This is a genomic window from Chryseobacterium glaciei, from assembly GCF_001648155.1.
In the GTDB taxonomy this organism is placed as follows: domain Bacteria; phylum Bacteroidota; class Bacteroidia; order Flavobacteriales; family Weeksellaceae; genus Chryseobacterium; species Chryseobacterium glaciei.
The window spans coordinates 4,292,696-4,306,739 of record NZ_CP015199.1 but is presented as its reverse complement, the minus strand read 5'-3'; the positions used below and the strand labels follow the sequence as shown (position 1 = coordinate 4,306,739).

Genomic DNA, 14,044 nt, shown 5'->3' with positions numbered 1-14,044 from the left:
AAATTTACAGATTATAAGACACTGATAATCATCTGAAAAACCCAATCAGTAATTTTGGTAACAAATACAGTAATCTGTATAAAGTCATCGTTGTTTTATCTTCCGAAATTTGCAGAGAGAGAAAAGTAATTGTTGGTCAATCGCAAAGGCGCAAAGATTTTAATCTCTATTCGATTTTTAAGGCGCAAGAAAATCAGAGATTTTCGATTGGTAATCTTTTAATCTCCATAAATTTTATCATTTATAACACAATCAATTTTATCACAGATAAAATCCTTGCGCCTTAAAAATAGTATTTAAACTTTCATTGCGTCTTTGCGATTCTCCAACCTTACAACAAGTTTTATTTAAAATTACTAAAATTCAAAAAAAATATGAAAACAAGAACATTAGGAAACCAAGGATTAGAAGTTTCTGAATTAGGATTAGGATGCATGGGATTAACTTTTGGTTACGGCCCTGCAACAGACGAAAAAGAAGCCATTAACTTAATCAGAAATGCTTACGATTCAGGAGTGACATTTTTTGATACAGCTGAAGCTTACAGTCAAGGCGGGAACGAAATATTATTAGGAAAAGCTGTTCACCCATTCCGTGAAAAGGTAGTAATTGCTACAAAATTTGGATTTCAGGAAGGTGATGCTACCAAAGGTTTAGACAGCCGTCCGGAAAGAATCCGTCAGGTTGCAGAAAACTCATTGCGGTTTTTACAGACTGATTATATTGATTTATTCTATCAACACAGAGTTGATCCGAATGTTCCTATCGAAGACGTTGCAGGAACAATTCAGGACTTGATAAAAGAAGGGAAGATTAGATATTGGGGATTGTCGGAAGCTGGTGTTGAAACTATTAGAAAAGCCCATGCAGTTCAGCCGGTTGCCGCTTTACAGAGTGAATATTCATTATTTTTCCGTGAAACTGAAAAAGAGATCATTCCGATTTTGGAAGAATTAGGAATTGGTTTTGTGCCGTTCAGTCCGCTTGGAAAAGGATTTTTAACCGGAGCTATTAATGATCAAACAAAATTTGATAAAGATGATTTCAGAAATATCGTTCCCCGATTTTCGGAAGAGAACAGAAAAGCCAATCAGGCATTGGTAGATCTTCTTCAGAATATTACTAAAGAGAAAGAAGCAACTCCGGCACAGATTGCTCTGGCTTGGTTATTAGCTCAAAAACCTTTCATCGCTCCAATTCCGGGAACTACGAAAATTCATCGTTTGCAGGAAAATATTGGGGCAACAAATGTTGAATTAACTCAGGAAGATTTACATCAAATTGAAGAAACAGCTTCAAAAATCACCATTTTAGGAGAAAGATATCCTCAACATCTTCAAAACAGAGTAGGAAAATAAAAATTTTAAATGAAAAAAGTACTTATTATAGGTGCCACCGGAAGCCTCGCAAAATACGTTGTTGAGGCGGTGAAACCTTTAGAAAATATTGAATTAACCTTATTCACACGAAATAAAAACAGGCTTTCAAAAGACCTTTCAGATGATTGTGAAGTTATTGAAGGAAATGCTTTGAATTTCATTGATATAAAAAATGCTGTAAAAGGAAAAGACATTGTTTACATCAACCTCGATGGCGATTTGGAAACAATGACGAACAATATCGTACTGGCTATGCAGGAAGAGAAGGTAAAGAGAATCATTGGGATCAGCTCTATTGGGATCTACAATATTCCGTTGCGACCTGTTTTGGTTCCTTACAGAAAATTGGCGGATATTATTGAAAATTCAGGTTTGAATTATACCATTTTAAGACCTGATTGGTTCACCAACACGGATGAAATTAATTACGAAACCACCATTAAAGGCTCACCGGAAATTGGTTCTGCTATTTCAAGAAAAAGTATTGCCGATTTTGTTTCAAAACTGATCAATTACCCGAATTTGTATATCAATGAAAACTTAGGAATTAGTAAACCCAATTAAATCTTTTTGACAGTTCAATTTGATATATTTACGTAATAAAAGTTTTTAAATATTTTTGCTTCATACAATAAATTCATGGGAATGTCTGATCCTTTGAATGAAGATATTGATGTTGGATATTATGATCCGCCTAATATCATATTGGGATCAGATCCTGTGATGGCAGATTTTTATAGAATATTTATTAAAATTAAATTCAAACGTAAAGCGACACCTTTCGCAGAACCAATTTGGGTCAGGTTATCCACTGCATTTGTTCGTTCCCCACAAAAGGATTTCCGTTTCTATGTCTCACGCGGCATTTGATCTTTTTAAATAAATAGAATCCGAAATTTAGAAAAAATCATTCATTTTGAGCTTGTAAGAAATAATAATTGAGCCTTATAATAAGATTTGATTATGCTTAAAGCAATAAATTTGCTAGATTTAATCAACTAAAATCAAAGCTATAAATGGAAGAGACAGAGAAATTGCAAACATTAGGATATTCAGGAATATTTCTGTCCTGCTTTTCAGATTATAGCGAAAAATGTATTCATGCAACTCCGGATCACACTTTGGTATATTTATATTCCGGTGAACAAATCATCGAGGATCGAGGCGAACAAATTACTTTAAAAGCTGGAGAATGTGCTTTCATTCGCAGAGACCATCGGATCTTAATGTATAAAAACAGCGTAGGAGAGGAGCTTTACAAAGGGATTTCTCTCACATTCAAAAGAAATGTTTTACGGGAGTTTTTCAATAAGCTAAATAAATCTGAGATTCCAAAAAATATTTCAATACCTGAAAATAATATATTTAAGATTGAAACTCGCCCCGATATTACAAGCTTATTTCAATCATTGACGCCATATTTCGATACCAATATAAAACCCACAGAAGGAGTTATTCATTTAAAATTATTAGAAGGGATTTATGCTTTGCTAAACAGTTCGGAAACATTATATCCGATCCTTTTTGATTTTACAGAACCTTGGAAAATAGATATTTTAGAATTCATGAATGAAAATTACATGGATGAACTTACAATGGAGCAGATTGCTTCTTACACAGGTAGAAGTTTAGCCACTTTCAAAAGAGATTTTAGTAAAATAAGTAATTTAACTCCGCAAAAATGGCTCATTAAAAAACGCCTTGAAGTCGCCTATTATAAACTTAAAGAAGAAAGAAAAAAAGTACAGGATGTTTATATAGAAGTAGGTTTTAAAAATTCATCCCACTTTTCTACAGCATTCAAAAAAGAATACGGATTTCCTCCTACAGAAGTATCTTAAGATGAGCTTCTAAGAAATATTAATTGAGCCTTACAACAATGTCGTTGTGAGGCTTTACTTTTAATTTTGTCTTGTATTAATAAAGATAAAATGATGCACAGCAAAGATATTTTAGAAAGATTAAAATCAGGAGAAGCCATCCGTCCCACAGATCCGGAGTATTTTAAAATAAATAAGATCGTCAACAGAACGATCAGACTTTCTCAATCACTCAATAATGCTACAGATACAGAACAAATCCGTCATTATTTGGGAAAAATTATTGGGACGCCTATTGATGAAAGCACAATTATATTTCCTCCATTTCATACCAATTTTGGAAAATTTATTAACATCGGAAAAAATGTATTTATCAATCATGCCTGTTCATTTCTCGATATGGGAGGAATTGTGATAGAAGATGAGGTATTGATAGGTCCGAAAGTTAATCTCATCACAGAAAATCATCCTTTAGATCCAAACGACAGAAAAGCTTTACTCACAAAACCAATAACCATTAAACGCGGAGCCTGGATTGGTGCTAATGCAACTATTCTTCCGGGAGTAACCATCGGTGAAAATTCAGTGGTTGCCGCGGGTGCAGTGGTTTCAAAAGACGTTCCTGACAATACTGTGGTAGGCGGAGTTCCTGCAAAATTTATAAAATCAATTCAGCATAATTAAATACAATGAATAAACTTATCATGATTATAGGAGCATCTCTTTTATTTTTTGGAGAAGCATCCGCCCAGAAAAAACAAAACAGCAAAATAGTGAATACCGAAATGAAACAAATATCGCCAGATACATTTACCACTTTTAAAGTAAGTAATAATCTGATCATGTATAGGGTTGTGTTTAAAAATCAATACAATATGGATGTCGTAGGTCATCTTTTTATTCCAAAAAGTTTTAGCCAAAGCCAAAAACATCCTGCCATTATCGTTGGACATCCAATGGGAGCCGTAAAAGAGCAAAGTGCAGATGTATATGCTTCCCATATGGCAGAAAAAGGATTCGTCACAATGGCAATAGATCTTTCTTTTTGGGGTGAGAGTGCAGGTGAGCCACGCAATGCCGTTTTACCAGATGTATATTCCGAAGATTTCAGTGCTGCTGTTGATTTTTTAGGTACCAGACCTTTTATTGACAAAGAAAAAATAGGAGTTATTGGAGTATGTGGCAGCGGAAGTTTTGTATTAAGTGCAGCAAAAATAGATCCTAGATTAAAGGCAATTGCAACAGTGAGTATGTACGATATGGGAAGTGCAAGTCGTAATGGTTTGAATCATTCTCAAACTCTTGAACAAAGAAAAGAAACTCAGAAACAGGCAGCCGAACAACGATATGTAGAATTTTTAGACGGAGACACAAAATATATTGGCGGAACAACTCATAAAATTGATGAAAATACAGACCCTATTCAAAAGGAGTTTTTTGAGTTCTATCGTACGCCTAGAGGTGAATACACCCCAAAAAGCAGTTCTCCATTACTCACTACACATCCAACGTTAAGCAGTGTGGTGAAATTTAATAATTTCTATCCATTCAATGATATCGAAACCATTTCACCACGTCCTGTGCTTTTTATCACTGGTGATCAAGCACATTCAAAAGAATTCAGTGAAGATGCTTACAAAAAAGCGGCAGAACCAAAAGAATTATATTACATCAAAGGAGCCGGACATGTTGATTTATATGATAAGACAGATTTAATTCCTTTTGATAAATTGGACGAATTTTTCAAACAAAATTTATAGAAAGATAATAATTCAAAAGCTTTATAATGAAATTTTCCACTCCTACAATTTTTTAAAATCAGAAAACTTCCTGAAATTTGCAGCAAGTAAAAATGAAGACAATAATGAAGATCATCGACTTAGAAAACTGGAACAGAAAAGAACATTTCGAATTTTTCTCAAGAATGGCAAGTCCGTATTTTGGTTTTACAACCGAAGTAGATTGTACAAAAGCATTTCAAAAAGCTAAAGATGAAGGGCATTCTTTTTTTGCCTCATACCTTCACAAATCGATGGTTGCTGTGAATTCTGTATATGAATTAAGATTGAGAATTCTTGATGGTAAAGTTGTAGAATTTGATGATATTCATGCCGGTACAACAATCGGAAGGGAAGACGGAACTTTTGGTTTTGCATTCATTCATTTTTCTAAAGATTTTGATGTTTTCAATGCTGAATTACAAAGCGAAATTGAAGGAGTACAAAATACAACAGGAATCAGAATGAATAACGGAGAATTGGGTAAAGATTTGATCAGACATTCTACCATTCCATGGAATTCTTTCACTGCGTTACTTCATCCAACTCCCTTGGATAAAACGGAATCAGTACCTAAAATTACTTTCGGAAAATTCAGTATTAGCGATGGTAAAAAATTCTTGCCTGTTTCTATTGAAGCGCATCACGGTTTGGCAGACGGAATTCACATTGCAAGGTATTTGGAGGAGTTCCAAAGACAGCTTGATATGTAAACTGAAGAAAAAAAATTAACCACAAAAGTCACAAAAGACCAATCTTGAAGTTAAAGATTTTAAAGTTCACAAAATGAAAATCAAAGATTTTTAAAAGCTTTTATGTTCTTCTTTTTTAGCATTATTTTAAACTAAAAATATATAAAGCTTTTGTAACTTTTGTGGTTAATCATACACGGCAAAGATAACTTCCATCATCCATCTTCATACTTCTAACATAAAACCTTACCAATTACTCAACCCGTTTTCCAACGCTTTCTCATAATTTTCTTCATCGAAAGAATACAGATCAGGAGATTTATGAGCGCCACCGCGTCTTTGTTCTTCCAATTTATTTAAAATTCCAAGATTTTTGATTTTTCTGTAAAAATTCCCACGGTTAAGCTCTTTTCCTAAAATCGCTTCATATAATTTTTGCAATTCAGAAAGGGTAAATTTTTCAGGTAAAAGATTATATCCGATAGGCTTTGTTGAGATCTTTTCTCTTAAAGTCATTAATGCTTTTTCTACGATCTCGCGGTGATCCATTGCCAGTTCAATTTCTGATAATTGACTTAAATAGATCCACTCAACCTTTTCACTGAATTCATCCGGAATAGGATTCAATTTTGTAGGATTGTATAAGGCGTAATATCCGATCGAGATAAATCTTTGCTTATGGAAAAGCGTTTCATCAAAATCTTCAAAATAAAATTCGCTTCTGTTTTTCTTTCCAAAAACCCCGAATTCTTCAAGATAAACGCCCGTTACACCGGCTCTGTCTCCTAAAATTCTTTCCACAGCTTCATCCAGATCTTCATCTTTTCTCACGTAGCCTCCCGGTAGCAACCATTGTTTTCGGTAATTCATCTTGATCAGTAAAACCTTTAACTCGTTCTGCTCAAACCCAAAGATCACAGGATCGGCAGATATATGAGGAAGGAAAAGTTCTCGGGCTTCGTTTGATTTATCTAAAATTTGCTGTTTGGAATCCATTTATATTGTATGAAAAAACGTAATATCACAAATTTAGTAATAAAAATTTTGAGGCAACCCCGAAAATGCAATCTTGAAGCAAATTTTGGGGAAAATTTAAGACTTTACAAATCATTGATTCACTAAGAATCAATGAAATCACACAAATCATAATACTTATATTTAACTAATAATCAATTAATTAAACCCAATATTAAATTTTATTAATATTTTTTTGGTAAATCGAATCAGAAAATGTAGTATTGTAATGCTTCGCAACGAAGCAATAAGAAAACAACACTAAGAAAATGAAAATTACTTCGAAAATACTCTTCCCTGAGAGTATAAATTCTTCAGTACAAGTAGATCTCTGATCAACTATAATAGCTAAATGAAAATAGATGTTACAAAACATCATTATTCTCATTCTTAGGCAGATGTAAATGAATAAAGTGGCTGTATTAGTTTAAAAAAACCGGTACTGATTTTTATGATTGCAAAATCCATTCAAATAAAATTTGAGTGCAGGATATTTCTATATTTTAAATATTTGATAAAAAACAATTTAAAATACTGAAATCCAAATATTTAAAATATAAAAAAGAAACTAACAGAAGAAATTATAGAAACTAAACAATGAGAAAATCAACATTAAAAATTTCAGCACTAGGCATTGCACTTTTCTGTTCAAATCTTGCATTTGCACAGAAAGACAACCTTACCGTACAGGATTCTGTGAAATTGCAGGAAAAAATTAAACTCGGCAATTCAAAAGAAGACAACAACAGAAACGTAATGCTGAATGCAGCCAATAACACCAGCCCGAGAGATGTAAATATCGGACTTCCATCTACAGTCGGCGGAATTACCATTCTTGAAAACGACCTTCCTGCAGTCTATTTTTTCTGGCCGGAACTTCCCAACAAAACATGGAGACAAAGCGTAGGTCTGGAGAAAACAGGATTGTTGAAAATGGATCAACTCGCCAATACAATGGGCGATCTTGGTTTCGCTGTAAATTCTTATTCTCAGACAGGAACAAAAGATTTTAAATTGAAAGGAAAATTCACAACAAGTACTTTCGGTTGGCTTCAGGGAGATGTAAATGCTTCAGGACCGATTTCTAAAAACGGCTGGACGTACACAGTTGGCGCTTTTGCAAACTATGATCCAAGTACTTTTAAGCTAGGTTTTGCAAGAAATGTAGACGAGACAAAGATCTTCAGAGCAGGGGTTACGAAATATTTTAATAATGATAAAGGAAAGATCTCAATTCTATATAAATATGCAGATTCTTATAATGTAGGAAACTACGCAGTTTTTCAGTATGGGGAAAACGGAAAAGTGACTGAGCTTGACAATTTCAGGATCGGAAGAGATTCATATGTTGTAAACGATGGAAAAATCAAAATGAAAGATATTCTGTCCGGAGAAACATATTGGGCAAACATGGCCGGAAATGACAACAGAAATACGTCTCACAACATCGATATTTTAGGGAATTACATGCTAAATAACGGCTGGAATTTCAAATTCTCAACAAGAGCCCACTTTGCAACAGCAAAATCATCCAATATTATTCCTTTAAGTATTTTCAATGCGGATCCATCTGCGGGTTATACGATAGCTTCTACAGGACAGCCATATTCAGGAGCTGTTGGAACCCAGCTGGCAATGCACACGCCGGCAACTCCTATCACCAATATTGCAGGAAGATTTTCATTAAATAAACAAGTAGGAAATCACAACCTAACGGTGGGGATTTTAGAACAATACTATCACATAAATAAATTCACATCCAACAGATCATTCTTTTTCCAGACCGTTGAGCCACAGCCACAAAGACTTATCGGGCCAACAACTGATGCAGATGGTTTCTACAACTATAATGCTGGTGGAGAGTTTCATAGTGGAACAGAAAACAAACTTTCGGTGTATGGAACCGACGAATGGAAGGTTTCAGACAACTTTAATCTGAGCTATGGTCTACATTTAAGAAATCATATCATTGATGGAGAATATTCTTTAACTCCTAGAACGGTAGGTTTCAATTTTACGGATCCAAGCCAGTTCAATCAGATTAACCAAAGCTTTTTCCAAATTGGAGGTAGCTTAAACGCAACCTATAACATCAGCAAAAATTTCGGGGTAATTGCCAATTTACTGTACACGGAAGAAAACAGAAGATTGGAAAGTTATTCTCAGGCTTTTGAACCCAATACAACCAAAATTAAAAGTCCACTCGGAGCATTGGGAGTTTTCTGGAACACAGATTATATCCAGTTGATTTCTCAGGCAACTTATCTTAAAAAGAATAATAATCTTAACAGATATAATTTAGTTAATCCAGCCAATACAACACAGGCTCAAAACGTTACTGTTTACTATGATATTCAGACAATTGGATGGACAACGGATTTTGTGTTGAAACCGTTTAAAGGATTTAATCTTCATTATTTGATCACATTACAGAATCCTGTGTATAAGAAATTCACTTTCAACGCTTTCGGAACAAATTACGATTACAACGACAACAATGTTTTAGGAGTTGCTAAAGTTTTAATGGAAATCGACCCTAGTTATACCGTTGACAAATGGAGATTCTGGGCAAGCTTCAGATATTTCTCAAAACAGTACGCCAACCTTACCAATGCCTTATACTTTGCTCCAAGATGGGAAACTTTTGGAGGAGTGAATTATACCGTTAACAAAAATATCAACCTTGGCGCAACAGTAATCAACTTCCTGAACCAAAGGGGAGCAAGTGGTACCATCAACGGTGCTGAATTAATCACAGATGCCAGTCCATATTACGGAAAACTATTGACAGGAACATACATTATGCCGTTGACAGGGCAGTTTTCAGTAAGCTTTAATTTTTAACAGGAAGAATAATGAAAAAGACAGTTTTAAGTATCGCAGTTTTGTGTTTCGGGATCTCGGTCTCTGCACAAAATATTCATCAGATAAAAAACAATAACGGACCCGTTTTAGGATATTCCGAAGAATCGGGAGTGAAAATTCTTGATGTTGCAGGAAAGAAATTTAAAGATTTAAATAAAAACGGAAAACTCGACAAATATGAAGACTGGCGATTATCTGTGGAAGAAAGAGCGAAAGATCTGGCTTCCAAAATGTCTGTTGAACAGATCGCCGGTTTGATGCTTTATAGTGCTCACCAGGCAGTTCCGGCTCCGTCTGAAGGTTTCAGAGCAGGAAAATACAATGGTAAATTCTTCAGTGAAAGCGGTGCCAATCCATGGGATCTTACCGATCAGCAAAAGAAATTTTTAAAAGATGATAATCTTCGTCATGTTTTGGTGACCACTTTACAGTCACCAGAAGTCGCAGCGAAATGGAATAACAATTTACAGTCTTATATCGAAGGATTAGGATTAGGAATTCCTTCCAATAACAGCACTGATCCTAGACATTCGGCTTCTGTAACCGCTGAGTTTAACGAAGGAGCGGGAGGACAAATTTCTCTTTGGCCGGATGGATTGGCAATGGGAGCCACTTTCGATCCTGAATTGGTCAGAAAATTTGGAAATATTGCCGCTCAGGAATACCGTGCGTTGGGAATTTCAACGGCTTTATCTCCACAAATCGATTTAGGGACAGAACCTCGATGGTACAGAATCGCTTACGTTTTCAGCGAAAGCCCTGAGCTAACTACCGACTTAGCAAGAGGCTATATTGATGGTTTCCAGACTTCTTTTGGAAAAGACGTGATTAAAAATGGTTGGGGTTACAAAAGTGTTAATGCAATGGTAAAACACTGGCCGGGCGGAGGTCCTGAAGAAGGTGGTCGTGACGGTCACTGGGCAATGGGAAAATATGCCGTTTATCCGGGGAATAATTTTCAAAATCACGTGAAGCCATTTACAGAAGGAGCCTTTAAATTAAATGGAGGAACCAAAGAAGCCTCTGCAGTAATGCCTTACTACACAATCAGCTTTAACCAGGATGCTAAGAACGGTGAAAATGTAGGAAATGGTTTCAGTAAATATTTAATTACTGATCTTTTAAGAGGAAAATATGGCTATGAAGGAGTTGTATGTACCGACTGGCTGATTACTGCTGAAGAAGGAAAAACTCCCGGAACTTTTGCCGGAAAGCCCTGGGGTGTTGAAAAACTGTCAATTGCAGAGCGTCATTACAAAGTACTGGAGGCCGGAGTTGATCAGTTTGGAGGAAATAATGATAAAGGACCTGTTCTGGAAGCTTATCAAATGGGCGTGAAAGAACATGGTGAAAAATATATGCGTACCCGTTTCGAGCAATCGGCAGTTCGTCTGTTAAAGAATATTTTCAGAACCGGATTGTTTGAAAATCCTTATGTAAACGTGGAAGAGACCAAAAAGATCGTAGGAAATCCTGAATTTATGAAAGCAGGATATGATGCTCAGGTAAAATCTATTGTGATGTTGAAAAACAAAGCTCAGATTCTTCCTGTTAAAGAAAGAAAAACTGTTTACATTCCGAAACGATATTCTCCGGCAACATTCAACTGGTGGGGAGTGTACACAGCTCCGAGCTTAGATTATCCCGTTGATTTAGAATTTGTTAAAAAGCATTACAACGTTACGAATGATCCGACAAAAGCAGATTTTGCCATCGTGTTCGTTCAAAGTCCGCACAGTGAAGAAGGAGGCTACAGCGATGTTGACGTAAAAGATGGCGGAAACGGATATTTGCCAATTTCTCTTCAATATCAAACCTACACGGCAACAGAAGCCCGTGAAAAAAGTATAGCGGCAGGAGATGCAGTGGTGGCACCAACGGTTAAAGACAGAACGTTCAAAAATAAAACAAGTACTGCCACCAATTTCACCGATTTATTGAATATTGAAAATACCTACAAAGCAATGAACGGAAAACCTGTCATTGTTTCTGTTACCGCTTCAAAACCAATGATTTTCTCTGAATTTGAAAAACATTCTGACGGTATTTTGGTAAATTTCAATGTGTCCAATCAGGCTGTGGTAGATATTATCGCCGGAAAATATGAACCCTCAGGATTATTACCACTTCAGATGCCTGCAGATATGAAAACAGTGGAAACTCAGAAAGAAGATGTTCCGTTTGATATGGTTCCTTACAAAGATTCAGAAGGTCATGCGTATGATTTTGGGTACGGACTGAACTGGTCAGGGGTTATTAAAGATGCAAGAACGCAGAAATATGTAAAATAATTCATAAAAAATTAAACCATAAATCGAAGATTCGACAGAGTCAAAAGATACAAAAGGATTAAGTGTACTTTTCAACAGCATGACTTTTAACTTTAATAAATTACTTAAGTGTAAAACTTTTCAGCCTTTTGACTCCGTCGAATCTTCAATTTGTGGTTAAAAAAATATTTAAAACTAAATAAAATGAAAAAACTCATTATAGCAAGCATATTCCTTATCGGAATCAACAATATACAGGCTCAAAAAAGTATCCCGTTATACAGTGGTAAAGCTCCGGGAACAGAAAGCTGGAAGCAGAAAGAAGCACAAACTTATTCGGATTTGTTTAAAACAGAGGTTGTTTACAATGTAGCACAGCCTTCAATTTTGGTTTTCGAAGCCGACAAAGCTAAAGCGAACGGTACAGCCATCGTCATTGCTCCGGGTGGCGGTTTTCAAAGTTTATCGATCAACAGAGAAGGGATTGATCTCGCAAAAAAACTCGCCGAAAACGGAATAACAGCCATTGTTTTAAAATACCGTTTGCTGGAAACAAAATCCAACGATCCAGCCCGTGAAATGATGGAAAATATCAAAGACAGAAAAGCTTTTGATGCTAAAACAGCTCCTATCAAAGTAATGGCAGGTGACGATATTAAAACCGCTATTTCTTATGTAAGAGCTCACGCTAAAGAATTAAATATTCAGGCTGATAAACTAGGTGTAATCGGTTTCTCGGCTGGGGCAAGTGTCATTTTAGAAAGTGTTCTTCACAGCAAAGATGCATCAACCTTACCCAACTTTGCCGCATCTATTTACGGGGGTCCAAATGAGGATATTTTGACTTCAAAAATTTCGGGATCAATGCCGTTGTTTATTTGTGCAGCAACTGATGATCAGTTGAAACTGGCTCCAAAAAGTATTCAGCTTTACAATAAATGGTTGGAAGCCGGACAACCTGTAGAACTTCATATGTATGAAAAAGGAGGTCACGGTTTCGGAATGGGAACACAGAATTTACCTGTCGACAAATGGTCGGATGTCTATTTTGACTGGCTGAAATTTCATAAGTTTTTATAACTCTTAAAATTAAATCACAAGAAAAGAGTCCCGAAGGGACGATTTAATAAAGTATAGGATAAAATCCTATTTAAAACATATCATTCGCTTTTTGTGATTAAAATAAAACCTCATGAAATCAGTATTTTTTAATATAGTTTCTTTATTCGCAGCAGTATCTGTTTCGGCGCAGAATACTGCTGTGATTTCTGAAATGGATCAATTTGTAAAACCTCGCTACAGAGTAATTGTCGACAATGATTTTGGAGGTGATCCGGATGGATTATTTCAATTGGTTCATCAGATTCTTTCGCCGTCTACAGAAATTCGGGGCATTATCGGTTCTCATTTAAAGCCGGGAGACCCGTTTGATTCATCATCAGTGACAGCTGAAAATGCAGTCAAAGAAGTGAATGAAACGCTTACTATTATGAATCTTAAAGATAAATTTAAAATCTATCAGGGTTCAAATGATCAGTTAAAAAATCTGAAAACACCACAAATCTCAGCCGGAGCTAAAGCTATTGTTGCTGAAGCGATGAGAACAGATGTAAAAACGCCACTGTTTGTCGTATGTGGAGCCGGATTAACAGAAATTGCGAGTGCCTATCTGCTGGAACCGAAGATCGCTGAAAAAGTAATCGTTGTGTGGATTGGCGGTCCTGAATATCAGGATCTGGCAACTCCGCCACCAAATTTCACTCCTTTAGAATACAATCTTGGAATTGATATAAAAGCAGGACAGGTAGTTTTTAATCAATCTGATCTAAAAGTGTGGCAGATTCCGAGAAATGCTTACCGGCAGGCTTTAATGTCATATGCAGAACTGATGACCAGAGTAAAGCCGGAAGGGAAAACTGGGGCTCATCTGTCAAAAAAGATTGAGGATCTTATGGAAAGAACCCAAAAGTTCAATCTTCAAATTGGTGAAACTTACATTATGGGCGACAGTCCGTTGATTCTGTTAACCGCTTTACAGTCGTCTTTCGAAGCCGATCCGTCATCAAGTCAGTATGTATTAAAAAATGCTCCGAAAATCAATGATAACGGAACATATGATTACAACCCGAACGGAAGAAATATCAGGATATACAACAACTTAGATATCCGACTGATGTTCGAAGATTTTTATGCTAAACTCAAATTATTTAATTCAAACAAATAAAA

12 protein-coding genes are annotated in these 14,044 nt (G+C 35.7%); 11 read left to right on the top strand and 1 reads right to left on the bottom strand.

Features of this window, described 5'->3' with window-relative positions:
- Window positions 1-374 precede the first annotated feature (374 nt).
- The 7 genes from A0O34_RS19435 to A0O34_RS19405 all read left to right on the top strand — a co-directional run bounded on the left by A0O34_RS19435 (window position 375) and on the right by A0O34_RS19405 (window position 5,690).
- Window positions 375-1,358 (top strand): aldo/keto reductase, encoded by a 984-nt coding sequence (locus A0O34_RS19435; protein ID WP_066758465.1) that lies wholly within the window; start codon window positions 375-377, stop codon window positions 1,356-1,358.
- A 9-nt stretch (window positions 1,359-1,367) separates the two neighbouring features.
- The gene (locus tag A0O34_RS19430; protein ID WP_066758462.1) at window positions 1,368-1,943 is read left to right on the top strand and encodes an NAD(P)H-binding protein; all 576 of its coding nucleotides are present in this window, start codon (window positions 1,368-1,370) and stop codon (window positions 1,941-1,943) included.
- Window positions 1,944-2,024: 81 nt separating this feature from the next.
- Window positions 2,025-2,249 (top strand): hypothetical protein, encoded by a 225-nt coding sequence (locus A0O34_RS19425; protein WP_157886075.1) that lies wholly within the window; start codon window positions 2,025-2,027, stop codon window positions 2,247-2,249.
- Window positions 2,250-2,395: 146 nt separating this feature from the next.
- Window positions 2,396-3,220, top strand: coding sequence for a helix-turn-helix domain-containing protein (locus A0O34_RS19420; protein ID WP_066758459.1), 825 nt, complete (start codon window positions 2,396-2,398; stop codon window positions 3,218-3,220).
- Between the two features lie 93 nt (window positions 3,221-3,313).
- Window positions 3,314-3,883: a sugar O-acetyltransferase gene (locus tag A0O34_RS19415; RefSeq protein ID WP_082891265.1), complete on the top strand. Its 570-nt coding sequence runs from the start codon at window positions 3,314-3,316 to the stop codon at window positions 3,881-3,883.
- Between the two features lie 5 nt (window positions 3,884-3,888).
- The gene (locus A0O34_RS19410; protein ID WP_228394321.1) at window positions 3,889-4,959 is read left to right on the top strand and encodes an alpha/beta hydrolase; all 1,071 of its coding nucleotides are present in this window, start codon (window positions 3,889-3,891) and stop codon (window positions 4,957-4,959) included.
- A 92-nt stretch (window positions 4,960-5,051) separates the two neighbouring features.
- Window positions 5,052-5,690 carry a chloramphenicol acetyltransferase gene (locus tag A0O34_RS19405; RefSeq protein WP_228394320.1) on the top strand — a complete coding sequence of 213 codons (639 nt, stop codon included), beginning with the start codon at window positions 5,052-5,054 and terminating at the stop codon, window positions 5,688-5,690.
- A gap of 225 nt (window positions 5,691-5,915) precedes the next feature.
- Here A0O34_RS19405 and A0O34_RS19400 read toward each other — a convergent pair whose 3' ends face one another.
- Complete coding sequence (locus A0O34_RS19400) at window positions 5,916-6,665, bottom strand: NUDIX hydrolase (RefSeq protein WP_066758451.1); 750 nt, start codon at window positions 6,663-6,665, stop codon at window positions 5,916-5,918.
- Between the two features lie 615 nt (window positions 6,666-7,280).
- Here A0O34_RS19400 and A0O34_RS19395 point away from each other — a divergent pair.
- From A0O34_RS19395 to A0O34_RS19380, 4 genes are all read left to right on the top strand, one after another.
- A complete protein-coding gene (locus tag A0O34_RS19395) occupies window positions 7,281-9,527 on the top strand; it encodes a TonB-dependent receptor (RefSeq protein ID WP_066758450.1) in 2,247 nt (748 codons plus the stop codon).
- 11 nt (window positions 9,528-9,538) lie between these two features.
- Window positions 9,539-11,839 carry a glycoside hydrolase family 3 protein gene (locus A0O34_RS19390; protein ID WP_066758445.1) on the top strand — a complete coding sequence of 767 codons (2,301 nt, stop codon included), beginning with the start codon at window positions 9,539-9,541 and terminating at the stop codon, window positions 11,837-11,839.
- Window positions 11,840-12,022: 183 nt separating this feature from the next.
- Window positions 12,023-12,898 carry an alpha/beta hydrolase gene (locus A0O34_RS19385; RefSeq protein ID WP_066758443.1) on the top strand — a complete coding sequence of 292 codons (876 nt, stop codon included), beginning with the start codon at window positions 12,023-12,025 and terminating at the stop codon, window positions 12,896-12,898.
- Window positions 12,899-13,010: 112 nt separating this feature from the next.
- Window positions 13,011-14,042: a nucleoside hydrolase gene (locus A0O34_RS19380; RefSeq protein WP_066758441.1), complete on the top strand. Its 1,032-nt coding sequence runs from the start codon at window positions 13,011-13,013 to the stop codon at window positions 14,040-14,042.
- Window positions 14,043-14,044: the final 2 nt, after the last annotated feature.

Bases quoted from the DNA above. Each gene is read 5' to 3' on its own strand.
- A0O34_RS19385 (WP_066758443.1), top strand. From the start codon at position 12,023: ATGAAAAAACTCATTATAGCAAGCATATTCCTTATCGGAATCAACAAT.
- A0O34_RS19395 (WP_066758450.1), top strand. From the start codon at position 7,281: ATGAGAAAATCAACATTAAAAATTTCAGCACTAGGCATTGCACTTTTC.
- A0O34_RS19425 (WP_157886075.1), top strand. From the start codon at position 2,025: ATGTCTGATCCTTTGAATGAAGATATTGATGTTGGATATTATGATCCG.
- A0O34_RS19415 (WP_082891265.1), top strand. From the start codon at position 3,314: ATGCACAGCAAAGATATTTTAGAAAGATTAAAATCAGGAGAAGCCATC.
- A0O34_RS19410 (WP_228394321.1), top strand. From the start codon at position 3,889: ATGAATAAACTTATCATGATTATAGGAGCATCTCTTTTATTTTTTGGA.
- A0O34_RS19390 (WP_066758445.1), top strand. From the start codon at position 9,539: ATGAAAAAGACAGTTTTAAGTATCGCAGTTTTGTGTTTCGGGATCTCG.
- A0O34_RS19430 (WP_066758462.1), top strand. From the start codon at position 1,368: ATGAAAAAAGTACTTATTATAGGTGCCACCGGAAGCCTCGCAAAATAC.
- A0O34_RS19400 (WP_066758451.1), bottom strand. From the start codon at position 6,665: ATGGATTCCAAACAGCAAATTTTAGATAAATCAAACGAAGCCCGAGAA.
- A0O34_RS19420 (WP_066758459.1), top strand. From the start codon at position 2,396: ATGGAAGAGACAGAGAAATTGCAAACATTAGGATATTCAGGAATATTT.
- A0O34_RS19405 (WP_228394320.1), top strand. From the start codon at position 5,052: ATGAAGACAATAATGAAGATCATCGACTTAGAAAACTGGAACAGAAAA.
- A0O34_RS19380 (WP_066758441.1), top strand. From the start codon at position 13,011: ATGAAATCAGTATTTTTTAATATAGTTTCTTTATTCGCAGCAGTATCT.
- A0O34_RS19435 (WP_066758465.1), top strand. From the start codon at position 375: ATGAAAACAAGAACATTAGGAAACCAAGGATTAGAAGTTTCTGAATTA.